The organism is Frateuria sp. YIM B11624 (genome assembly GCF_049727805.1).
Taxonomy (GTDB): domain Bacteria; phylum Pseudomonadota; class Gammaproteobacteria; order Xanthomonadales; family Rhodanobacteraceae; genus Frateuria_A.
This window is the reverse complement of the sequence record NZ_JBCNYA010000010.1, coordinates 77,195-98,151: the sequence shown is the minus strand read 5'-3', so window position 1 is coordinate 98,151 and position 20,957 is coordinate 77,195. Positions and strand designations below refer to the sequence as shown.

At 66.5% G+C, this 20,957-nt stretch carries 19 protein-coding genes; 7 read left to right on the top strand and 12 right to left on the bottom strand.

Translation table 11 applies throughout. The annotated features are described in order from the left end of the window. Window positions 1-61 precede the first annotated feature (61 nt). The 4 genes from rfbD to rfbB are packed head-to-tail and all read right to left on the bottom strand — an operon-like array spanning window position 62 to window position 3,480. Entirely contained in the window at window positions 62-982 is a 921-nt protein-coding gene (gene rfbD, locus AAIL17_RS07080; protein ID WP_424682126.1) for a dTDP-4-dehydrorhamnose reductase, read from the bottom strand. After that, complete coding sequence (gene rfbC, locus AAIL17_RS07075) at window positions 979-1,536, bottom strand: dTDP-4-dehydrorhamnose 3,5-epimerase (RefSeq protein WP_424682125.1); 558 nt, start codon at window positions 1,534-1,536, stop codon at window positions 979-981. The genes rfbD and rfbC overlap by 4 nt, the downstream gene beginning before the upstream one ends. After that, a complete protein-coding gene (rfbA, locus tag AAIL17_RS07070) occupies window positions 1,533-2,420 on the bottom strand; it encodes a glucose-1-phosphate thymidylyltransferase RfbA (RefSeq protein ID WP_424682124.1) in 888 nt (295 codons plus the stop codon). Before rfbA ends, rfbC begins: the two co-directional genes overlap by 4 nt. A 10-nt stretch (window positions 2,421-2,430) precedes the next feature. Next, entirely contained in the window at window positions 2,431-3,480 is a 1,050-nt protein-coding gene (gene rfbB, locus AAIL17_RS07065; RefSeq protein WP_424682123.1) for a dTDP-glucose 4,6-dehydratase, read from the bottom strand. Window positions 3,481-3,638: 158 nt separating this feature from the next. Between rfbB and AAIL17_RS07060 the strand changes: the two genes are divergently transcribed. The 7 genes from AAIL17_RS07060 to AAIL17_RS07030 all read left to right on the top strand — a co-directional run bounded on the left by AAIL17_RS07060 (window position 3,639) and on the right by AAIL17_RS07030 (window position 14,755). Then, entirely contained in the window at window positions 3,639-4,802 is a 1,164-nt protein-coding gene (locus tag AAIL17_RS07060) for a trans-sulfuration enzyme family protein (protein ID WP_424682122.1), read from the top strand. Between the two features lie 19 nt (window positions 4,803-4,821). Then, the gene (locus AAIL17_RS07055) at window positions 4,822-5,667 is read left to right on the top strand and encodes an ABC transporter permease (protein ID WP_424682121.1); all 846 of its coding nucleotides are present in this window, start codon (window positions 4,822-4,824) and stop codon (window positions 5,665-5,667) included. Window positions 5,668-5,740: 73 nt separating this feature from the next. Continuing rightward, window positions 5,741-7,057 carry an ABC transporter ATP-binding protein gene (locus tag AAIL17_RS07050; RefSeq protein ID WP_424682120.1) on the top strand — a complete coding sequence of 439 codons (1,317 nt, stop codon included), beginning with the start codon at window positions 5,741-5,743 and terminating at the stop codon, window positions 7,055-7,057. Then, a complete protein-coding gene (locus tag AAIL17_RS07045; protein WP_424682119.1) occupies window positions 7,054-10,362 on the top strand; it encodes a glycosyltransferase in 3,309 nt (1,102 codons plus the stop codon). The genes AAIL17_RS07050 and AAIL17_RS07045 overlap by 4 nt, the downstream gene beginning before the upstream one ends. A gap of 54 nt (window positions 10,363-10,416) precedes the next feature. Further along, the gene (gene wecB, locus AAIL17_RS07040; RefSeq protein ID WP_424682118.1) at window positions 10,417-11,529 is read left to right on the top strand and encodes a non-hydrolyzing UDP-N-acetylglucosamine 2-epimerase; all 1,113 of its coding nucleotides are present in this window, start codon (window positions 10,417-10,419) and stop codon (window positions 11,527-11,529) included. Window positions 11,530-11,630: 101 nt separating this feature from the next. Further along, window positions 11,631-13,403: an LTA synthase family protein gene (locus AAIL17_RS07035; RefSeq protein WP_424682117.1), complete on the top strand. Its 1,773-nt coding sequence runs from the start codon at window positions 11,631-11,633 to the stop codon at window positions 13,401-13,403. A 65-nt stretch (window positions 13,404-13,468) separates the two neighbouring features. After that, on the top strand, window positions 13,469-14,755 hold the full coding sequence (locus AAIL17_RS07030; protein WP_424682116.1) for a glycosyltransferase: 1,287 nt from the start codon (window positions 13,469-13,471) through the stop codon (window positions 14,753-14,755). Window positions 14,756-14,768: 13 nt separating this feature from the next. Here AAIL17_RS07030 and AAIL17_RS07025 read toward each other — a convergent pair whose 3' ends face one another. The 8 genes from AAIL17_RS07025 to AAIL17_RS06990 form a co-directional block, all read right to left on the bottom strand. Continuing rightward, the gene (locus AAIL17_RS07025) at window positions 14,769-16,280 is read right to left on the bottom strand and encodes a hypothetical protein (protein WP_424682115.1); all 1,512 of its coding nucleotides are present in this window, start codon (window positions 16,278-16,280) and stop codon (window positions 14,769-14,771) included. A 20-nt stretch (window positions 16,281-16,300) separates the two neighbouring features. Then, a complete protein-coding gene (gene rffA, locus AAIL17_RS07020; protein WP_424682114.1) occupies window positions 16,301-17,449 on the bottom strand; it encodes a dTDP-4-amino-4,6-dideoxygalactose transaminase in 1,149 nt (382 codons plus the stop codon). A 20-nt stretch (window positions 17,450-17,469) separates the two neighbouring features. Then, on the bottom strand, window positions 17,470-17,778 hold the full coding sequence (locus tag AAIL17_RS07015; RefSeq protein ID WP_424682113.1) for a DMT family transporter: 309 nt from the start codon (window positions 17,776-17,778) through the stop codon (window positions 17,470-17,472). Then, window positions 17,775-18,164 carry a hypothetical protein gene (locus AAIL17_RS07010; protein WP_424682112.1) on the bottom strand — a complete coding sequence of 130 codons (390 nt, stop codon included), beginning with the start codon at window positions 18,162-18,164 and terminating at the stop codon, window positions 17,775-17,777. The genes AAIL17_RS07015 and AAIL17_RS07010 overlap by 4 nt, the downstream gene beginning before the upstream one ends. Before the next feature lie 106 nt (window positions 18,165-18,270). Beyond that, the gene (locus AAIL17_RS07005; RefSeq protein ID WP_424682111.1) at window positions 18,271-18,513 is read right to left on the bottom strand and encodes an acyl carrier protein; all 243 of its coding nucleotides are present in this window, start codon (window positions 18,511-18,513) and stop codon (window positions 18,271-18,273) included. After that, entirely contained in the window at window positions 18,510-19,451 is a 942-nt protein-coding gene (locus tag AAIL17_RS07000; protein ID WP_424682110.1) for a ketoacyl-ACP synthase III, read from the bottom strand. The genes AAIL17_RS07005 and AAIL17_RS07000 overlap by 4 nt, the downstream gene beginning before the upstream one ends. Next, window positions 19,448-20,005 (bottom strand): hypothetical protein, encoded by a 558-nt coding sequence (locus AAIL17_RS06995; protein ID WP_424682109.1) that lies wholly within the window; start codon window positions 20,003-20,005, stop codon window positions 19,448-19,450. The genes AAIL17_RS07000 and AAIL17_RS06995 overlap by 4 nt, the downstream gene beginning before the upstream one ends. After that, window positions 19,992-20,930, bottom strand: a complete 939-nt coding sequence (locus tag AAIL17_RS06990; RefSeq protein ID WP_424682108.1) for a DapH/DapD/GlmU-related protein — start codon at window positions 20,928-20,930, stop codon at window positions 19,992-19,994. Before AAIL17_RS06990 ends, AAIL17_RS06995 begins: the two co-directional genes overlap by 14 nt. Between the last annotated feature and the right edge of the window lie 27 nt (window positions 20,931-20,957).

The following is a 20,957-nucleotide window of genomic DNA, read 5'->3' as shown; positions in this document are numbered from 1 at the left end:
CTAGCACGCCGGGCGTGATGCACGCTTCACGGCGCGGCGTGGCGGTCTCCGCCGAAGGCGATCAGCTGGCGAGCCGGTCCATCACTTCGCGCAGGCCTTCGCGCCAGTCGAGCAACGGGGCTCCGAGCAACTGGCCCAGGCCGGTGTTGTCCAGTACCGACCAGGCGGGCCGGCGCGCCGGGGTGGGGTAGTCGGCGGTGGCGATGGGCTGCACGCGGGGCACGCGCGGGAGCAGGCCGCGGGCATGCGCTTCGTCGAAGATCGCAGTGGCGAAGCCATGCCAGCTGATGTGGCCGCTGGCGACCAGGTGATGGGTGCCGCGCAGTCGGGCGCGTGCGTCCGGTTGCGCAAACCAGCGATCGAGCAGGGCCAGGCTCGTGCGCACGATGAGTGCGGTGGAGGTAGGGGCGCCCTGCTGGTCGGCGACCACGCGCAGTTCGTCGCGCTCGGCGCCCAGGCGCAGCATGGTGCGCAGGAAATTGTTGCCGTGCGGGGCGTACACCCAGGCGGTGCGCAGGATCAGGTGGTCGGCGCTGCTGGCGCGCAGTGCATCCTCGCCAGCCAGCTTGCTGCGGCCGTAGGCGCCCAACGGCCCGGTCGGCGCGTCGACCGGGTAGGGCGCGGTGGCGCTGCCGTCGAACACGTAGTCGGTCGAGTAGTGCAGCAGCAGCGCGCCATGCGCCCCGGCCCAGGCGCCGAGCTCGCCGACGGCCTCGCCGTTGACCCGGGTGGCCAGCGCCTCTTCCTGTTCGGCACGGTCGACGGCGGTGTATGCGGCGGCGTTGACGATCAGGTCCGGCGCCAGCCGGTCGAGCAGGCGGTCGAGGCCCGGCCGGGAAAGATCGGCCGCCTCGGCGCGCTCGCCGTCCCACAGCGTGCCGTCCCGCGTGGCCACGATCAGCTCGCCGCGCGCGGCAAGCCCGCCATCCTCGACGAAGCTGCGGCCGAGCTGGCCGTTGGCGCCCAGCAGCAGGATCTTCATGGGACGTAGACGGGCAGGCGCTCGGCCGGGACGTCCTTCAGGAACGGCGCGCGGGTGTCCTTGTCCGACAGCAGCGGCGCGCCGACCGGCCAGTCGATGCCGATGTCGGCGTCGTTCCAGCGGATGCCCGCATCGTGCTCGCGCTCGTACAGCGCGGTGCACTGATAGGTGAAGATGGCGGACTCCGACAGTACGCAGAAGCCGTGCGCGAAGCCCTCGGGGATCCAGAAGTGGCGGTGGTTGTCGGCGGTAAGCATGGCGCCGACCCAGCGTCCGAAGGTGGGCGAGCCGCGACGGATGTCCACCGCCACGTCGTACACCTCGCCTTCCAGCACGCTGACCAGCTTGCCCTGTGGATTGGGCCACTGGTAGTGCAGCCCGCGCAGCACGCCGCGGGCCGAGCGCGAGACGTTCGACTGCACGAAGCGCGCGTCGATGCCGGCTTCGCGGTACTTCGCCTCGTTGAAGCTTTCGTAGAAGAAGCCGCGGGCGTCGCCGAACACCTGCGGTTCGATCACCACGGCGCCGGGCAGGGCGGTCTGGACGACCTTCATCGTGCCAGGCCCTGGTCGACCAGGTTCTTCAGGTACTGCCCGTAGCCGGTCTTGGCGAGCGGCTCGGCCAGGCGCAGCAACTGCTCGGCGCCGATCCAGCCCTTGAGGAAGGCGATTTCCTCAGGGCAGCACACCTTCAGGCCCTGGCGGTGCTCGATGGTCTGGATGAAGTTGCCAGCCTCCATCAGCGATTCGTGCGTGCCGGTGTCCAGCCACGCGTAGCCGCGCCCCAGTTGCTCCAGGTGCAGCTCGCCGCCGCCGAGGTAGCAGCGATTGAGGTCGGTGATCTCCAGTTCGCCGCGCGGTGAAGGCTCGAGCGAAGCGGCGAAGTCGCAGGCGCGTTCGTCGTAGAAGTAAAGTCCGGTGACGGCGTAGTTGGATTTCGGCCTGGCCGGCTTTTCTTCCAGCCCGACCACGCGGCCGCCGGCGTCGAATTCAGCCACGCCGTAGCGTTCGGGATCGCGTACCCAGTAGCCGAACACGGTGGCGCCGCGCTCGCGCGACGCCGCACGCTGCAGGCGCTCGGACAGGCCCACGCCATAGAAGATGTTGTCGCCCAGCACCAGGCAACTTGGCGCGCCGGCGAGGAATTCGCGGCCGATCAGGAACGCCTGCGCCAGGCCGTCGGGCGAGGGCTGCACGGCGTAGTGGATGTCCATGCCCCACTGCGAGCCGTCGCCGAGCAGCCGCTGGAACAGCGCCTGCTCGTGCGGGGTGTTGATCACCAGCACTTCGCGGATGCCGGCGAGCATCAGCATCGCCAGCGGGTAGTAGATCATCGGCTTGTCGTACACCGGTAACAGCTGCTTGCTGATGCCCTGGGTGATCGGATACAGCCGCGTGCCGGAACCGCCGGCCAGGATGATGCCCTTGCGTGCGCTCATGCGAGGCTCCTCACGATCCCAGCCGTTCCATGCGGTAGCTTCCGTCGAGCACGCGCTGCACCCACAACTGGTGGGCCAGGTACCAGTCGACGGTATGTGCCATGCCGCTGTCGAAAGTTTGCGTCGGCGCCCAGCCGAGTTCGCGCTGGAGTTTGCCCGCGTCGATGGCGTAGCGGCGGTCGTGGCCCGGGCGGTCCTTGACGAAGGTGATCAGCGACTCGCGCGGGCGTCCGTCGGCCAGCGGCCGGCGCGCGTCCAGCAGCGCGCAGATGGTCCTGACCACCGTGATGTTCTCGCGCTCGGCGTTGCCGCCCACGTTGTAGGTCTCGCCCACGCGGCCGGCCTCGAGCACGCGCCGGATCGCGCTGCAGTGGTCGCCCACGTAGAGCCAGTCGCGGATGTTCATGCCGTCGCCGTACACCGGCAGCGACTCGCCGGCGAGCGCCTTCTGGATCACCAGCGGAATCAGCTTCTCGGGAAACTGGTACGGCCCGTAGTTGTTCGAGCAGTTGGTGGTGAGTGTGGGCAAACCGTAGGTGTGGTGGAAGGCGCGGACCAGATGGTCGGAGGCCGCCTTGGAGGCCGAATAGGGCGAGTTGGGCGCGTACGGCGTGGTTTCGGTGAACTTGCCTTCGGCGCCGAGCGAGCCGTACACCTCGTCGGTGGACACGTGCAGGAAGCGAAACGCCTCGCGGGCATCGCCTTCCAGGCCGCGCCAGTAGTCGCGGGCGCATTCGAGCAGGCCGAGCGTGCCGACCACGTTGGTCTCGACGAAGGCGGCCGGACCGTCGATCGAGCGGTCCACGTGCGATTCGGCGGCGAAGTTGACGATCGCCCGCGGCCGGTGTTCGGCCAGCAGCCGGGCCACCAGCGCGCGGTCGCCGATGTCGCCCTGCACGAACAGGTGCCGGTCGCTGCCTTCCAGCGAGGCCAGGGTGTCGAGGTTGCCGGCATAGGTCAGCTTGTCCAGGTTGACCACGCGCCGGCCGTCGGCCACCGCCTGCAGCACGAAATTCGCGCCGATGAAGCCGGCGCCGCCAGTGACTAGCAAGGTTTCCATGGGGTCCGTTCGTGTTCTTCCAAACCACGCATTGTGCCATCGGCGGGCTGGCGCCGGGGCCTGAGCGGCACCTCCGGCTGATGAAAATTAAGGAAAAAGCAGGCTTCGCGGTTAAGATGGCAGCCCCATCATCGCCGGCACACCCCGCCGCTCCCATCATGCCCAAGAAGAATGTCGCACCCCTCGGACTCGGTACCCGCGCGATCCACGCCGGACAGCATCCCGATCCGAGCACCGGCGCGATCATGACGCCGATCTACGCCACCTCGACCTACGTGCAGGAAAGCCCCGGCAAGCACAAGGGCTACGAGTACTCGCGCACGCAGAATCCGACGCGGATGGCCTACGAGCGTTGCGTGGCGGATCTGGAAGGCGGCGTGGCGGGTTTCGCGTTCGCCTCCGGGCTGGCCGCGGCGGCCACGGTGCTGGACCTGCTCGATTCGGGCAGCCACGTGATCGCCATGGACGACCTCTACGGCGGCAGCTACCGGCTGTTCGAGCGGGTGCGCCGGCGCTCCGCGGGCCTGGACTTCGAGTTCGTCGACCTGAACGACGCCAAGGCGCTGAAGGCCGCGCTCAAGCCCAACACCCGCATGATCTGGGCCGAGACGCCGACCAACCCCATGCTCAAGCTGGTGGACCTGGCCAAGGTCGCCGCCTTCGCCAAGAAGCACGGCCTGATCCTGGTGGTGGACAACACCTTCTGCTCGCCGATGGTGCAGCGGCCGCTGGAATTCGGCGCCGACCTGGTGCTGCATTCGGCCACCAAATACCTCAACGGCCATTCGGACATGGTCGGCGGCATCGTGGTCGCCGGCAACCAGGAACTGGCCGAGAAGATGGCCTTCCTGCAGAACTCCGTGGGCGCCATCGCCGGCCCCTTCGATGCGTTCCTGGCCATGCGCGGCCTGAAGACCCTGCACCTGCGCATGCAGGCGCATTGCCAAAGCGCGATGGAACTGGCGCAGTGGCTGGAGAAGCACCCGGCGATCGAGCGGGTGATCTATCCGGGCCTGAAGAACCATCCGCAGCACGCGCTGGCGCGACGCCAGATGCACGGTTTCGGCGGCATCATCACGATCGAGGTCAAGGGCGGCCTGCGCAAGGCGCGCCGCATGCTGGAGCGCTGCGAACTGTTCGCGCTGGCCGAATCGCTCGGCGGCGTGGAAAGCCTGATCGAGCATCCGGCCATCATGACCCACGCCTCGGTGCCGCCGGCCAACCGCAAGCGGCTGGGCATCAGCGATGGCTTGGTACGCCTCTCGGTGGGCGTGGAGGACGTGCGCGACCTGCGCGACGAGCTCGCCTTTGCCCTGGCTTGACCGGCAGTTCGGATAACCCGTGAAAAGTGCTGTCCTATCGACCCCCGCCGTCGGGCCCTCCTGGCTCCAGCGGGGACCTTTCGCTGCCCTGGGCGCCTACCGGTCGCTGACCTGGGAACTGGCCAAGCGTGACGTGCTCGGCCGCTACCGTGGCGCGAGCTTCGGGCTGCTGTGGTCGTTGCTCAGCCCCTTCCTGATGCTGATGGTCTATTCGTTCGCCTTCGGCTTCGTGATGAAGGCGCGCTGGCCGGAGGCCGAAAGCGGCGGCACGCACTATTCGATCATCCTGTTCATCGGCCTGATCGTGCACGGCTTCTTCGCCGAATGCCTGAACCGCGCACCGCACCTGATCACGGACAACGTCAACTTCGTCAAACGGGTGATCTTTCCACTGGAGATCCTGCCCTGGCCGATGGTGATGTCCGCGCTGTTCCACACCGGCATGAATACGCTGGTGTTCCTGGCGCTGCACCTGTTCCTGGACCACCAACTGGCCTGGACGACGGTGCTGCTGCCGCTGGTGCTGCTGCCGCTGGTGGTGCTTTCGCTGGGCGTCTCCTGGCTGCTCGCCGCGCTCGGGGTCTACCTGCGCGACATCGGACAGGTCACCGGCGTGCTGGCCACCGCCATGCTGTTCCTCTCTCCCGCGATGTACCCGATGGACGCGCTGCCGGCCGCCTGGCGCTGGCTGCTGCAGCTCAATCCGCTCACCTTCATCATCAACCAGGCCCGCGCGGTCACCTTGTGGGGCACGCTGCCGGACTGGCAGGGGCTGGGCATCTACATGGCGTGTGCGCTGGCAGTGCTGGCGGCGGGTTATGGCCTCTTCGGCCTCACCCGGCGGGGGTTCGCCGATGTCATCTGAATCTGGCATCCGGGTCGCCGGCCTCCACAAATCCTTTCCCATCTACGAGCGCCCGGTCCACCGGTTGCTGCAGATGCTTTCTCCGCGGGGCACCAAGCAGCGCTGGTTTCGCCAGTTCCATGCGCTCAAGGGGATCGACCTCGAGGTGCGCAAGGGCGAGACGCTGGGCATCGTCGGCCGCAACGGCTCGGGCAAGTCCACCTTGCTGCAGATCATCTGCGGCACGCTGGAGCCCTCTGCCGGCACGGTGCAGGTCCAGGGGCGCATCGCCGCCCTGCTCGAACTCGGCGCGGGTTTCAACCCGGACTTCACCGGGCGCGAGAACGTGTTCCTCTACGGTACGGTGCTGGGCCTGACCCGGGCGGAGGTGCAGGCGCGCTTCGACGACATCGCCGCCTTCGCCGACATCGGCGATTTCATCGACCAGCCGGTGAAGACCTATTCGAGCGGCATGTACGTGCGCCTGGCCTTCGCCGTGGCGATCAACGTGACGCCCGACATCCTGGTCGTCGACGAGGCCTTGTCGGTCGGCGACGAGGCGTTCCAGCGCAAGTGCTTTGCGCGGATCAACCGGATCCGCGACGAGGGCGCCACCGTGCTGTTCGTCTCGCACTCGGCCGGCGTGGTGACGCAACTGTGCGACCGGGCCGTGCTGCTCGATCGTGGCGAACTGCTGCTGGAGGGCTCGCCCAAGTTCGTGGTTTCCCGTTATCAGAAGATGTTGTACGTACCGGCCGAGCGCGCCGAGGCCGTGCGGGAGGCGATCCGTGCCGAGCGCGAGGATCCTTTGGAGGTCGTGGCGTCGGACGAGTCGGCGATCGACGCGAGCGATGCGCAACTGGTCAGGGAAGCTTCGGCTGATGGTGCGCGGCTGGCCAAGCCGGCAGAGGACTGGTTCGACGAGGGCATGACGCCCAAGAGCACCATGCGTTATGACAGCCGCGGCGCCACCATTGCGGACCCGCACATCGAATCGCTGGACGGGCGCACGGTCAACGTGCTGCGCGCGGGACAGGACTACGTCTATGTCTATCGCGTGGATTTCGAGGTCGCCATGCGTGGCGTGCGTTGCGGTATGTTGGTCAAGACCCTCACCGGCCTGGAGCTCGGCGGCGCGGCGAGCAGCCCGGCCCGGCAGCCGATCGCCCGGGTCGACGCCGGCGGCAGGGTGGAGGCGCGCTTCCGCTTCCGCTGCCTGCTGGACGGGGGCACCTACTTCCTCAATGCCGGGGTGCTGGCGATGGTGGGTGAACAGGAAACCTACGTCGACCGGCTGATCGACGCCGCCATGTTCCGGGTGCTGCCGCAACCGGAACGGCAGGCCACTGGCTTCGTGGATTTCTGCGTGCAGCCCTCCGCACGCGTCTTAGGGACCGAGTTGGCTTCATGAACGACCTTTCCAGCCCTGACCAGCGGCGCGCCATCCTCATCGTCGGCATGCACCGCAGTGGCACCTCGGCGCTGACCCGCGTCATCAACCTGCATGGCGTCCCGCTGGGCCGGCAGTTGCTGGAGGCCGCGTTCGACAACGAGGCCGGCTTCTGGGAGAACCAGGCCATCGTGCATCTGCACGAGCGCATCCTCGACCACCTGGGTTCCAGTTGGGACGACCCCCGCGAGCTGCCGGCCGGCTGGCTGGAGGAGGTCGAGGGGGCCGGCTTCCTCGATGCGCTGGTGGCGGCCATCCGCGAAGAGTTCGGCGACGCTCCGCTGTGGGCGGTGAAGGATCCCCGCCTGTGCCGGTTCCTGCCGCTGTGGCTGAAGGCGCTCGAGTCCCTGCGGATCGAACCGCGACTCGTGTTCGCGGTACGCCATCCGGCCGAGGTCGTCGGTTCGCTGGTGCGACGCAACGGCCTGTCGCCGGCGGTCGCTTCCATGCTGTGGCTGCGCCACCTCGCCGAGCCGCTGCGTGCCTCGCGCGGCAGCCTGCGCTGCGTCACCGACTACGCCGGCCTGCTTGCCGACTGGCGCGCCTGCATGGACTCCCTGGCACGGTGCCTGGCGGTCGAGTGGCCGGCCCGTTCCGCGGCAGTGGCGAGCCAGGTGGAGGCCAACCTGCATCCGGACCTCAAGCACCAGCATGCCGCGGTAGCCGAGGAACTCCTGCCGGGCCCGTGGCGTGCTGGCATGCTCGGCATCCACGCCGAAAGCCTCCAGGTGATGGCGGGAGAGCGGGACTGGGGCACGTTGGAGGCATCGATAGAGGCGTTCCTCGATCGACTGGCGTTCGCGTTGCCGTTGATGAGCCAGTTGCAGGTCAAGTCCCGGTTCGACCGCCTGGAAGGCGAGCTTGCCGTGGCGCAGCAGGCCCGGGAGGTTTACCGCTGCGAGGCAGAGAGACTGTTCGCCGAGAGCAGCGCCTCGCTCGAAGAGGCGAGCAAGGCCAAGCAGGAGGCGAACCAGGCGAAGCAGGAGGCCGAACGCATCCGCAAGCTTGCCCTGATGCATGAGGAGGACGCCTGCGAGTACGAGGAAAGGGCTGCTCGCCTGCATGACGACGAACTGCGCGAAGTCGAGGCCGCACGCCAGGAGGTTGCGCGCGCCAAAGTGCTGCTGGTTGCCGCGCGGGGGGAACTGGTCAAGCGTGAGGCTCGCATCAATACGCTGGAGCTGGCGCGGCAGGAACTGGAGCTGATCAAGGGCAGTTGGTCCTGGCGGATCACCCGTCCCATCCGTGTCGCCAAGCGGTTGTTGCGCGGAGGTGGGCGCCTGGGCGCGGCGGACCGCGAGCAGTTGCTCCGGTTGCTCGGACGCGCTCCTGCGCAGGCATCCCAGGGCGCCGGGGCGGTGCAGGTATTGCCCCCGTTGACTCCGCAGGCCGCGGGCTTCCGCGACATTTTCGTCTGGTCGGTCATCGACTGGCACTTCCGCATCCAGCGTCCGCAGCACCTGGCCAAGGAGTTGGCCCGGGAAGGGCACCGGGTGTTCTACGTTTCCTGCCAGTTCGTCAATGCAGGCGAGGCGGGTTTCCAGGTCGAACCATTGGACGATGCCGGACGCCTGTTCCGGATCCAGTTCAATCTCGCCGGGGCGCCCGGCATCTATCACACGGTGCCGACACCGGACGACCACGAGCAACTGCGCGAAAGCCTGGGCACCCTGCTCGCCTGGACGCGAAGCCGCTCGTGCCTGTCGCTGGTGCAGCATGCCTGGTGGCTGGAGCTGGCGCAGCAACTGCCGAACATGCGGCTGGTCTATGACTGCATGGATCACCACGGCGGCTTCGACGAGATCAGCCCGGACATGCTCGCCCGCGAAAGCGAGCTGATGCGCACGGCCGATCTGCTGGTGGTGACATCGCAATGGCTGCAGGAGGAGACCCGCGCACTCAACCCGCGCACGCTGATCGTGCGCAACGCCTGCGAGTACGACCATTTCGCGACGCCGGCCGATCCCTGCTTCCGCGACGAACGGGGCCGCAAGGTGATCGGCTACTACGGTGCCATCGCCGAATGGTTCGACGTGGACCTGCTCGAGGCCGTGGCGCGGCGGTTCCCCGATTGCCTGGTGCTGATGGTCGGCAACGACACGGTCGGCGCGGGCAAGCGGCTGGGTCACCTGGACAACGTCCGCTTCACCGGCGAGGTGCCCTACGACAGATTGCCGTTCTTCCTGACCGGTTTCGACGTCTGCCTGCTGCCTTTCCAGGTCATCCCGCTGACCTTGGCGACCAATCCGGTGAAGGTCTACGAGTATTTGAGCGCCGGCAAGGACGTGGTGGCGATCGACCTGCCGGAGATGGCCCAGTTCCACGGGCTCGTGCGCACCGCGAGCGACCATGCCGGCTTCATCCGGCAACTCGCCGAGGCCCTTGCCGCCGCGCCGGATGCGGAACTAGTGGCGCGGCGCCGGCAGTTCGCCTCCGAGCAGACCTGGTCGCACCGCGTGAAGGACCTGGTCGACGCCATGGCTGCCGTGCCGGAGCCGCGCGTGTCGGTGATCGTGGTCACCTACAACAATCTCGATCTGACCAAGGCCTGCCTGCGCAGCCTCGAGCTCTACAGCGATTACTGCAACCTCGAGGTCATCGTGGTCGACAACGCGTCGGCTGACGACACGCCCGCGTTCCTCACCGCATGGGCAACGCAGGGCGAAGGTCGTCGGGTGATCCTCAACGAGGACAACCGTGGCTTCGCCGCGGCCAACAACCAGGGCCTGGCGGTAGCCGACGGCGACTACCTGGTGATGCTGAACAACGATACCCACGTCACGCCCGGCTGGATCGCCACGCTGGTCGCGCACCTGCGCCGCAGCGGCACGCTGGGCATGATCGGTCCGGTGACCAACAACATCGGCAACGAAGCGCGCATCGACATCCGCTACGACGACATGGACGGCATGCTGCAGGCGGCGGGTGACTACACTGCACGCCATGTAGGCCAGCTCACGCCGCTGCGCACGGCGGCGTTCTTCTGCGTGATGATGCGCCGCGAGGTCTACGAGAAGGTCGGCCCGCTGGACGAGGCGTTCGGCATCGGTTTCTTCGAGGACGACGACTACTGCCGCCGCGTCGACCAGGCAGGCTGGTCGATCGCCTGCGCCGAGGACGTGTTCGTCCACCACCAGCTTTCCGCCTCGTTCAACAAGCTCAAGCAGGAGCGCCGCGCGCAACTGTTCGAACAGAACAAGGCGCTGTACGAGAAAAAGTGGGGCCCGTGGGAGCCGCATCGCTACCGGCCGGGCGTGCTCGGCTGACAACAGTCCCGCTCCCCGAGTACCCCCGCATTCCTTCCATTCCCAGGTTGATCCATGGCAAGCGCTCGCAAGCACATCGTCTGCATCGTCGGCACCCGTCCTGAAGGCATCAAGATGGCGCCGCTGATCAAGGCCCTGCAGCGCGAGCCGTGGGCACGGGTGACCGTACTGGCGACGGCGCAGCACCGAGGCCTGCTCGACCAGGTGCTGGCGCTGTTCGACATCGTGCCGGACGTCGACCTGGACATCATGCGGCCGGGCCAGGCGCTGCCCGAACTCACCGCGCGCCTGATCACCGGGCTGGACGAAAAGTTCGCTGCGCTGGCGCCGGACGTGATCCTGGCGCAAGGCGATACCACCACGGTGATGGCCGCCGCGATGGTGGCGTTCTACCGCCGCGTGCCTTTCGGGCACGTGGAAGCGGGCCTGCGCACGCACGACCTGGGCAACCCGTTCCCGGAGGAAATGAACCGGCTGCTGGCCGGGCACCTGGCGCGCTGGCACTTCGTGCCCACCGGGCGCGGGCGCGAGAACCTGCTGCGCGAAGGTATCGATGCCGCGGCGATCCACGTCACCGGCAACACGGTCGTCGACGCGTTGCTGGACGTCGCCGCCGCCAATCGCGCGCTCGACCTTCCGCTGGATCCGTCGAAACGGCTGGTCCTGCTCACCGCGCATCGCCGGGAGAACTTCGGCGAGCCGCTGCGCGAGGTATGCCGCGCGGTCCTGGAGCTGGTCGAGCGCCATCCCGATATCGAGGTGCTCTATCCGGTGCACCCCAATCCCAACGTGTTGGGCGTGGCACGCGAACTGCTCGGCGGACGGGAACGCATCCATCTGTGCGAGCCGCTGGACTACGCGCCTTTCGTCGAGGTGCAGAAGCGCGCGTACCTGATCCTCACCGATTCCGGCGGCGTGCAGGAGGAGGCGCCGGCACTGGGCAAGCCGGTACTCGTGCTGCGCAACGAGACCGAGCGGCCCGAGGCCGTCGACGAGGGCGTCGTGCGGCTGGTCGGTACCGACCGGGAGCGGATCGTGGCCGAGGCCAGCCGTCTGCTGGACGATCCCTCGGCCTATCAGGCGATGGCCCGCGGCGTCTCGCCGTACGGCGACGGCAAGGCCTCCGAACGCATCGTCGCCGTGCTGCGCCAGGCATTGGCGTCCTGATCGAAGCATAATGCCCGGATCCTGGGCCAAGCCGCGCATCCTGTTGTAATATCTCCGCTTTTGCGGGCAGGGGGCAGGAGATGGCGCAGCCGGATGGGCGCATGCAGCGCATGTGGCGGTCGATAACAGGGCGATCGTGCCTTGTCTTGGCCGCGGTGGTGATCGTGCCTTTCGCGCTGGTGTGGTGGCTGGACCCCGCCGTCGCCAAGTTGCCCGGCATCCTGTTGTGGCGTAATGCGCTTCCCCTCGTCCTGCTCGCGTTGCTGGTCCTGGCACTCAGCGGCCGCGCGCTGGTCACCGCTCTGCTGACCGGCGGCCTGGTGCTCGCCATTTTCCGCGTAAATGCCATCAAGGAGCTCAACATGAATGAGCCCTTGTTGCCCGGCGACGTGGTGCTGCGCCACCAACTGGCGAACAACCTGGAGTTCTTCGGCCGTTACCTGGGGCACAGTGCATTGCCGTGGATTGCCGCGGTGCTCGGCCTGCTGGCGCTGTTCTGGCTGTGGCGCCTGGAGCGCAGCAACCGGCTGGCCGTCGCGCCGCGCCTGGCCGCGCTGGTGGTTGCGCTGGTCGGGCTGGTTACCCTGTTCCACGGTGACGGCCCCTTGCGCACGGCTTACGCGGACCAGCACATGCCGGCCTTCCCGCTCTGGCACCCCATCGAGGGCGTCAGGCGCGACGGGCTGATGGCGGGCCTGGTGCGCCTGTCGCAGGAAGCCCGAGTGACGATCCCGAAGGCGAACGCTGCGCCAGTGCGCACCTTCGTTTCGGCGCACGCCCAGGAACTGAAGGCCCGGACCGAGCGCGCGGTGCCGGCCGAACTTCCGGACATCGTGATCGTGCAGAGCGAGGCGTTCTTCGAACCCGGTCTGCTCAAGGGCGTGGAGTTCGGTGACTATGCGCCAAACTTCGCCCGCCTTTCCGCCCAGGGCATCAGCGGCGCGCTCGGCACGCCGGCCTATGGCGGCGGCACGATACGCACCGAGTTCGAGACGCTGACCGGCTATCCGGTTCAGGCATTCCCCGCGGTGGCCTACCCCTACTACGGGCTGGCGGCCAGCTGGATGCCGAGCATGCCGCGCCGGCTGCATGAGTTCGGTTACGAGACGCGACTGCTGCACCCGTTCAAGTCCAGTTTCTGGAACCGCTCCCAAGTGATGCCGCTGCTGGGTTTCAAGCACACCGATTACGAAGAGAGCTTCAAGGACGCCGCGCATGCCGGCTACTACGTCGGCGACCAGGCCTTGTTCGACCACGTGCTCTCCACTTTGGAAAAGCACACGGACAAGCCGCAGTTCGTCATGGCCATCACGATGGAAAACCATGGGCCGTGGGGCGGCGACGTCGGTGACTTCGGCAAGATCCTCAAGGACAGGCCGATTCCACAAGGCCTCTCGAACGAAGCACGGTTGGAGCTCACCCACTATCTCTCGCACCTGGTCAATGGCGACCGCGCGCTGGGCGATTTCGCCGCCCGTCTGCTCGCGAGGCCGCGGTGGACGGTGTTGCTGTTCTACGGCGACCATCTGCCCTCGCTGCATCACGCTTTCCAGGAGGTCGGCTTTGACGACGGGCAACCGGGGCCGGCGCAGCACACCCGTTACGTGCTGCTCTCGAACAGGAACCTGACCGCCCACGCGCTGGATCTGAAAGCCTATGACCTTCCGGGACTGGTCTTCGACACGATCGGGTTGCCGGAAGACGGTTACCTTGCCATCGAGGCCGAAGTGCGCAAGACCATCCAGCAGGATCCACAGGCGGATGTCCCGGCCTACGGCCAGGTGGTCTTCAATGCGGCCCGACTGGCGGTGAACTGCCGCAAGACGCTGACGATCGAGGCGCGCTGTCCCACGGAGCTGGCCGGAGCACCCTAGCGGCGGCGCCGGCGTGGCGGAAGCGGCCGACCTTCAAGCTACGCAGGACAACCGCGGTCCAAAGCATGCGCATCCTCCTGCTCGCCTACAACTACCCGCCCCTTGCCTCGCCGCAGGCGATCCGCTGGTACTACCTGACCCGTGAACTGGCGAGGCAGGGGGCCTCGGTACATGTCCTGGTGCCTGACCTGCCGGGCTCTCCCTGCACGTCCCTGCCGGTGCCCGAGGGCGTCGTGGTGCATCGATGCGACGCCGGCGGGCTGGCTGCCTGGTTCGCGCGCAGGCGCAAGGCCGCAACGCCCGGAACCGACGATGCGCGCGTTCGGGGCAGGCAGACGCAGGCACTCCGCTTGAACTGGAAGGGACGCCTGTATCGCCTGCTCGACCGGCTCATTTCCCTCTATTGCTATCCCGACAGCCGCGGGCAATGGCGGCACCCGGCGCAAAGCGCGCTCGATCGGCTGCTCGATGAGCTCGCCCCCGACGTGCTCATCAGCTCGCATGAACCGCCGGCACCGCTGCAGCTCGGCCTGGCGGTGGCGGCCCGCGTGCCGGTATGGCTGGCCGACTTGGGTGATCCCGTGCTGGCGCCCTACACGCCCGGACGTTGGCGCCGACGCGCGTTCCGACTGGAGCGTCAGGTCTGCCGCAGGGCCACCGCGCTCAGCGTCACCACCGAACGCACGCGACAACTGCTGATCCAGCGGCATGGAATCGACCCTTCCAGGGTGCAGGTCCTGACCCAGGGCTTCGACGACACACTGCCGACCACGGTGTCGGCGGTTGTCCCGCGGTCACCCGACAGTCCGCTGCACCTTCTGTACGCGGGCCGGTTCTATCCCTTCCGCAGTCCCGCGCCATTGCTGGAGGCGGTCTGTGCCGTTCCCGGCATCCGCCTGACCATCGCCGCGCCGGAAGTGGATCCCAAGTACCTGGCGATGGCCGCGCGCAGCGGTGGCCGCATCGCCTTCCTGGGCGAACAGCCGCACGACGTGGTGCTGCGCATGCAATTGGAATGCGACGTTCTGGTGAACATCGGCAACGCGCTGGAGGCCCAGATACCGGGCAAGCTCTACGAATATCTGGGGAGCGGCAAGCCCATCCTGCACCTGGCATCGACCGGAGACGATCCGGTGGTTCCCCTGCTCGCCGAGTGGGGCGTGGGCTGGTCGTGCGCCAACACGGCGGAAGCCATCGGAGGACTGCTGGCCAGTATGCCGGATGCGTTCCCGTCGCTGCAGGCGCAGCTTCGCCTGGGCAAGGAACAGGCGCGTGCGTTCGGCTGGTCAAGCCTTGCGGCGGGATTGCTGCAACGCTGCCACCAGCTTCTGCAGGCGGCTCGCGGAGGCTGAAAGAGGCGCCGCCTCAGTACGGTGGCGGCTTCCTCATCATGCGGTTCGCACGCTGGAATTCCGGCGAGAACACGTTCAGTCGATGCACCTGCAACATGTGGATGAGATCCTTGCGCGTCTGCTCCGAGTAACCACAGACAGTGAGAAGCGGCAGACACTTCTCGGGGGGCAGCGTGCCGTGATCGGCCATGTACCAGATCTGCCGGGCCATTTTCTGGTGATAGAGCGACCCATACGGCGCGCTTCGCCAAGCCTTGGCGGAGTACGGCAACTGCAGCGCGACGAGTGCGATGCAGGCGGAGGCGACAAGAAACCCCTTTGCCCTAGTGGATGCCTGCACCGTGCGCATGTCACCGGCACACATGAGCAGCAGCGCGATGAGATTGAAGCCATAGAACATCACGTAGCGGGATTGGTTGAGGTAACCGTTGCCGTACGTGGGGATCCGGCCATAGATGATGCCGGCCAGGAGTGCATAGAAAAACAGCATCAGCAGCACGCCGACAAACATCGGTGCGTTGATGGGGCTCTTGCGGAGTGCGCGCCACCAGAACCATAGATGCGCAAGTGCGAGAAGGGCGCCGATGACGAGTTGGACCGCCAGCGCACCGTCGCCGACCATGGACTGCAGCGGAAGGATGTAGGCAACAGAGGAAGCGAGCGGGATTGCCCACCATTGCCACCAGCCGCCATCGACGAATGCACTGGCCAGTTTAGCGACCCGTGCGCCAAGCGGCATGCTTGCGTAATCCGGTACGTGGTAGAGCATCGCCAGTGCGATGCGGCCAACCACCAGGCACAGCAGCAACACCAGAGCGCATTTCCAGGCATGGGGCCGGACTTGCGGAGAACGTAGCGCGACGACGCCGAGCGCCAACCATGCGGCGGCCGTGGCGAGCATCGCCGTATCGTCGGCCGCCAGGTCCAGAATCAGCGCCGACAGGATCAGCCAACCGAGGGTGCCATTTGCAAGCCCGCGCCAGAGTGTCATGCAGAACGCGAACAACAGCACGTAGGTCGTGTAGGCGCTGCACACCAGTGGCCACGTCCAGACCCCGGAACTATTGAGGGAAAAAACCACCGTGATAGCAGCAGCCCACAGCAGCACCGGACTCGCCACTGCCGGCCCGTCTACCCAGCGCATGACCTTCCGTATCATCAGCAGGCACAGCAATGCGCAGGCCACCCCGAGCATAGCTTCGGTGCGGAAGTCCAGATGGAAGTAGTTCAGTTCGCCAAGCAGGATCAGTTTGCGCAACGGCTGTGCATGATCCAGTCCGACCCGTCGAGCAAAGTAGTCGCCGATGGTCAGAGTCCCATCCAGCGCCTTGCGTACGAAGGTATCCAGGAAATACCAGGCGTCACTAGAAACGACCGGGTTGCTGTAGTTGACGACGAAGGCGGTGACGTTTGCGCACGCCACGACCAGCACCAGCCAACCCCAGGCTTCCGATGCGTTGCACAAGGCGTCCAAGCTCGCCTTCCAGCGCGTCAACATGGCGTTCCGTAAGGCATGCAGTTCCATCGTATCTCCGACCGGGATGTTCAAGCCGCTCGTTCGATTGCCGAGACCAGTGCGCGCTGCGCTGTGGCCAGGACCTCGTCCAGGTGGTCCTCCAGACCCAGCCACAAGGGCATGCGCACCAGGCAATCGCTGACCTTGTCGGTCACACCCATCGGCCCTGAGATACGGCCCAACCGTTGTCCGGCCGGCGACGAATGGAGCGGGATGTAGTGGAAGACGGCAACGATCCCCTCGTCCCGCAGGCTCTGGATGAAATGCGTGCGCACATCGAGGCTGGGGAGTAGCAGGTAGTACATGTGCGCGTTGTGCACGCACTCGTCAGGAATGATCGGCCGCCGAACCAGGCCCGCGGCTTCCAGAGGCGCGGCCCACTGGTGGTAGTGGTTCCAGATAGACAGCCTTCGTTCGGTGATCGCCTCGGCCGCCTCCAATTGCGCGGACAGGAACGCGGCGATGATTTCGCCCGGGAGGTACGAGGAACCGGTATCGACCCATGTGTACTTGTCGACCTGGCCGCGGAAGAACTTGCTGCGGTTGGTGCCTTTCTCGCGGATGATTTCCGCGCGCTCGATCAGCTCGGGCCGATTCACCAGCAGCGCGCCGCCTTCTCCGGAAACGACGTTCTTGGTCTCATGGAAGCTCAGCGCACCGAGTGCACCGATAGAGCCCAAGGGCCGCCCGCGGTAGGTCGACAGAATGCCCTGCGCCGCGTCCTCGATCACGACCAGGCCATGGCGCCGTGCGATCGCCATGATCGTATCCATCTCGCAAGATACCCCTGCGTAGTGGACCACGCAGATAGCGCGGGTCTTTGGGGTGATCGCCGCTTCGATCAGCCGTTCGTCGATGTTGAGCGTGTCCGGGCGGATGTCGACGAATACCGGCGTGGCGCCGCGCAGCACGAACGCGTTGGCCGTCGAGACGAAAGTGAAGGAGGGCAGGATGACTTCATCGCCCGGCTCCAGGTCGAGCAGGAGCGCCGACATTTCCAACGCGCCGGAGCAAGAGTGGGTCAGCAGCGCCTTACGGCAACCGGTGTTCTGCTCGAGCCACGTATGGCAGGCCTTGGTGAACTCGCCATCGCCGGATAGGTGGCCCTTGGCGTGTGCCTCGCCGATGCGGGCCAGTTCCCGGCCGGTCATGTAAGGCCGGTTGAAAGGAATCTTCATCTTCGGTTTCCCTGCGGAACTCAAACGCTGTAGAGGGCAATGCCGGCCACGATAACCGCCAGCGCTGTCCACTGCGACCGGCGTAGCTGTTCGCCGAACAGCCACACCGCGGCCAGCGGCGTAAGGACATAGGACAGCGCCGCCCCGATGTAGACCCGACCGATGCCCAGGTCGCGGGTGGCAAGCAGCGTACATGGCACGGCCGCGCAGAACAGACCGATCGCAACCAGCAGATAGAAGCGGCGGCCGGCCAAATGATTCAGTTTGAAAAATAGCTGTGCCGTCACCGTGGCGAGGATCGTGAGCAGCAGGAAGAGCCACCCGCTCATGCGGTGATTTCCTCCTGTTCGGCGTCCGTGCGGATCAGCATCAGTACCCCCAGCGTGACCAGCACCGCCCCCAGCGCCTGCCGCAACGAAACCGGCTCGCCCAGGAACCAGGCCAGCGTGACGAGGCAGGGAAAAAACAGTGCCGTGGCCGGATACGCCACGCTCACCGGAAAACGCCGATGCATCGCATGCCAGGCGGCAAAACGGCCCAGGCTGAGCGTCATGACCACGGACAGGACACCCAGCAAGGCCCAGATCCGGGCGTGGTCCAGTCCTGCGGCGTACTTGATCAGCGATGCGCTGGTCAGTTGCAGGACGATGTTGATCCCGACCAGTGCAAGCAGCAGCGTGTTGTTGGGGAGGGTGGGTTTGGCGGAAGGGCCCATGGCACGGTGCGTCTTCGTGGGTGAACGGCCGGTCCGCGCCGGCGGCAGGTCGAGCCGGACAACGAGGGGATGCGAAGCCGGGAGCGCCACCGCCGCCCGGCAGGTGTCAGGCCGACAGCTCCTGCGCCTTGGCGTAGAACTTGTCGATGGTATTGGCGGAGGACAAGTCGAACTCGCCGAAATTGATGCCGGTCTTCGATTCGACTTGCAGCACCAGGTCCATGCCGTCGAGCGAATCGAGCCCTGCGACCGAAAATTCCTCGTCGTTGCCGAGGTCGACCGTGTCCACGTTCTTGATCTTCTTGATGCTGTCGATGACGGCTTCGCGGAATTCGGCCTTGCTGATCACTGGTGTGGTCCCCGGATGCGTTCAAGCACCATTGTAGCCCACGACAGGCCGACGCCGAAGCCGCTCATGAGCACGCGTGGCGGTGGCGCGTCCATGTGGTCCCCGAGCAGGAGCGGGATCGAGGAGGATACGGTGTTGCCCGTCCGGCTGGCGCCGAAGGGCACTTTCTCCAGGGGCAGGCCCATGCGCTTGGCCATGCTTTCCACGATGAAGCGGCTGCCTTGGTGGAGCAGGAACAGGTCGATCCCGTCCGCCGTCAGGCCTTCCCGTTCGAGATAACGCTGGATCTGTTCGGGCACCACCGTCATGGTGAACTTGAAAACGTTGCTGCCGAGCATGCGCAGCTTTTCGCCCGGCGCGGGCACCGTGATCGAGTGGCCAAGGCTCCCATCCGTACCGAACATGGCCGGGCGGCAGGCGTAGAGCGGTTCGTCGGTCAGCCACGTCACGGTGGCGGCATCGCCGAACAGCAACTCGGTGTCCCAGTCCGACGGATCGAGGATTTTCGAATACGGGTCGGCGGTGAACAGCAGGCCATTGCGCAAGCCATTGGTCTGCATGAAGGCGGTCGCCACCGCCAGGCCGTAGACATAGCCCGAACAGCCGAGCGAGATGTCGAAGCTGGCGACCTGGTTGCCCATGCCCAGCTTCTTGTGCACTACCGCGGAGGTATGCGGGATGCCGTGGCCATCGGGATTCTGCGTGCAGACGATGACGCAATCGATGGCGGCCGGGTCCAGGTTGTTCCTCGCTTTCAGATCGGCGAAGGCCTCGACGCACAGATCGGAGGACTCCTGCGACGGCGCGCGACGCGCCAGGCACTGGAAGCCGATCTTGTCGGTAATGAAGGCTGCATCCTTGCCCGCTTCGCCTGCCCGGTCGAGGTTGGAAACGCAGGTGTCGGGGATGTAGCTGCCGATGGCGCGGATGCCGATCATGTCCAGATCCCGAAGAAAATCTGCCCCAGCAACTTGCCGTCCTCGAGGATGTCCCCCTGGGAAAAGGCGCCGATGTCCCGCGCGTAGGTGATGCTGGTGGCACCCTCGGGTACGTGGGCGAGGCGGATACGGACGAAGGCGTGCTTGCGGCCTGCGTCGAGCGGCGAAACCTGCTGCAGCAAGTGCTTGAAACCGGCGACCAGCGCGTCGATTCGGCTGAAACCGCCGAGCTCGGCCGGGATGTGCACCGTGCGGCCGTCAAGCGCGAATCGGGAAACCAGCGCCGCCTCGTCGTAGCCCACCGCCTCCCGGATCGGTTCATTGCGCTCGACCACGTACAGGCGCCCGTCGGCGTCCGACCATTCGGCGACCAGCACGTCCGCGGGTCCAGGCAGCGTATCGAGATAGCTCACCTGCTTGCCGGTCTTGTGGGAAAAGCGGAAGTCGATCTGACGTGGCGAAGCGCCGCGGAAAGCCACCAGGTCATCGAAGAGCGACGTGCTGTGCAGGTAGTCGCGCTTTGCCTTGAAGGTGAAATGCCTATCGCTTCTCACGGGTCGCCTCCCTCGTATAGGCCCGCATCGCCTGGGCGTGATCGATGGCGAAGTTGCCGCTGGATACGTCCGCGCCGGCGGCCACGTCCCGCACCACCACCGAGCCGATCCGGATCTTGGCGCGGTCGCCGACCGACACCGCGTTGGAAAGCGTGGCCGACGCACCGATCCACACGTCCGCACCGACACGCGCACGACCGGCGATGACGACGTTGCTGGAGATGGTGGTGCGCGCACCCACCTGGACATCATGTCCCACGTTCGCCATCACGCCGACGTGAGTTTCCGGTCCGATCGAGGTCGCTTCGCCTGCGATGGCCGACCGCACGATCACCGCACCGGCGTGAATGAAGGCGTCCGCGCCGATGGCCACGCCACCGTAGTGGGGAATGTGCCGGCGCCTGCCGGCCACGTCCTTGGCATAAAGCCCGTCGCAGCCGATGATGGCGCCCGCTTCTACGTGAACTCCGCGGCCGAGGACGGCCGGGCCACTGATGACTACGCGGGGTCCGATCCAGGCGTCGGCCTCGATCCGTACATCGCCGTGCAGCACGGCCGAAGCATCGACGGTCGCCGTTGGGTCGATCTGCGGCGAGGCCGTCCCCGTAGGTGTCTGCTGGTGCAGGTGCATCCAGAGGTAGAGCTCGTCGGGTCGGTCGCAAACGATCAGGCACGGGGTCGCAGCCTCGAAGTCCCTGCGGGCCACCTCTTCACTGGTGACGACGACAGCGACATCCGGATTGGCGCGTGCCAGGGAGAGGTAATGACGGTTCGCCGCCAGACATACCACGCCGGGCTGGCGCGTCCAGACGAACCCGGTCTGCCGTGCGGATCGCAGCAACTCGGGGCGGGTGATACGGGCGATGCGAAACTCGGCGGCCACGCGCTCGAGCATCGCTTCCAGGCTTTCCGGCCAGCCGGCCATAGCTAGTATCTCCAATGACTTGGGCCG

Coding starts and splice junctions, on each gene's coding strand:
- rfbD (WP_424682126.1), bottom strand. CDS start 982: ATGAAGATCCTGCTGCTGGGCGCCAACGGCCAGCTCGGCCGCAGCTTC.
- rfbC (WP_424682125.1), bottom strand. CDS start 1,536: ATGAAGGTCGTCCAGACCGCCCTGCCCGGCGCCGTGGTGATCGAACCG.
- rfbA (WP_424682124.1), bottom strand. CDS start 2,420: ATGAGCGCACGCAAGGGCATCATCCTGGCCGGCGGTTCCGGCACGCGG.
- rfbB (WP_424682123.1), bottom strand. CDS start 3,480: ATGGAAACCTTGCTAGTCACTGGCGGCGCCGGCTTCATCGGCGCGAAT.
- AAIL17_RS07060 (WP_424682122.1), top strand. CDS start 3,639: ATGCCCAAGAAGAATGTCGCACCCCTCGGACTCGGTACCCGCGCGATC.
- AAIL17_RS07050 (WP_424682120.1), top strand. CDS start 5,741: ATGCTTTCTCCGCGGGGCACCAAGCAGCGCTGGTTTCGCCAGTTCCAT.
- AAIL17_RS07045 (WP_424682119.1), top strand. CDS start 7,054: ATGAACGACCTTTCCAGCCCTGACCAGCGGCGCGCCATCCTCATCGTC.
- wecB (WP_424682118.1), top strand. CDS start 10,417: ATGGCAAGCGCTCGCAAGCACATCGTCTGCATCGTCGGCACCCGTCCT.
- AAIL17_RS07035 (WP_424682117.1), top strand. CDS start 11,631: ATGCAGCGCATGTGGCGGTCGATAACAGGGCGATCGTGCCTTGTCTTG.
- AAIL17_RS07030 (WP_424682116.1), top strand. CDS start 13,469: ATGCGCATCCTCCTGCTCGCCTACAACTACCCGCCCCTTGCCTCGCCG.
- AAIL17_RS07025 (WP_424682115.1), bottom strand. CDS start 16,280: ATGGAACTGCATGCCTTACGGAACGCCATGTTGACGCGCTGGAAGGCG.
- rffA (WP_424682114.1), bottom strand. CDS start 17,449: ATGAAGATTCCTTTCAACCGGCCTTACATGACCGGCCGGGAACTGGCC.
- AAIL17_RS07015 (WP_424682113.1), bottom strand. CDS start 17,778: ATGAGCGGGTGGCTCTTCCTGCTGCTCACGATCCTCGCCACGGTGACG.
- AAIL17_RS07010 (WP_424682112.1), bottom strand. CDS start 18,164: ATGGGCCCTTCCGCCAAACCCACCCTCCCCAACAACACGCTGCTGCTT.
- AAIL17_RS07000 (WP_424682110.1), bottom strand. CDS start 19,451: ATGATCGGCATCCGCGCCATCGGCAGCTACATCCCCGACACCTGCGTT.
- AAIL17_RS06990 (WP_424682108.1), bottom strand. CDS start 20,930: ATGGCCGGCTGGCCGGAAAGCCTGGAAGCGATGCTCGAGCGCGTGGCC.